General features: G+C 60.4%; 1 protein-coding gene. It reads right to left on the bottom strand.

All coding sequences use genetic code 11. The features are described from left to right. Nucleotides 1-74: 74 nt before the first annotated feature. Nucleotides 75-465: sigma factor-like helix-turn-helix DNA-binding protein (locus ACIP1X_RS28940; RefSeq protein WP_400649090.1), on the bottom strand; the 391-nt coding region annotated here is incomplete at its 5' end.

The raw sequence follows: 465 nt of genomic DNA, 5'->3' as shown, positions 1-465 counted from the left end.
ACAACATCAAAAGCTGCAGGCAACAAAAAGCCCCGAACCAGTCGGGGCTTTTTGCGGGCGGTCGTGTGAGGCGCTTACTGGAACAGCGACTCGCTCGACAGGCCATTCTTCTCAAGGATTTCGCGAAGGCGCTTGAGGCCCTCTACCTGGATCTGCCGCACCCGCTCGCGCGTCAGGCCGATCTCCAGGCCTACATCTTCCAGCGTACTGCTCTCGTGGCCGCGCAGGCCGAAGCGGCGAATCACCACCTCGCGCTGCTTGTCGGTCAGTTCCGAGAGCCATTGATCGATGCTCTGCGACAGGTCGTCATCCTGCAGCAGTTCACATGGATCGGTCGGACGATCATCCGTCAGGGTGTCCAGCAGGGTTTTATCCGAATCCGGACCCAGCGAGACGTCGACCGAAGAAACCCGTTCGTTGAGGCCGAGCATGCGCTTGACCTCGCCCACCGGTTTTTCCAGCAGG

This window comes from Pseudomonas sp. NPDC088885 (genome assembly GCF_044750025.1).
Taxonomy (GTDB): Bacteria; Pseudomonadota; Gammaproteobacteria; order Pseudomonadales; family Pseudomonadaceae; genus Aquipseudomonas; species Aquipseudomonas rustica.
This window is presented reverse-complemented; position numbering and strand designations above follow the sequence as displayed.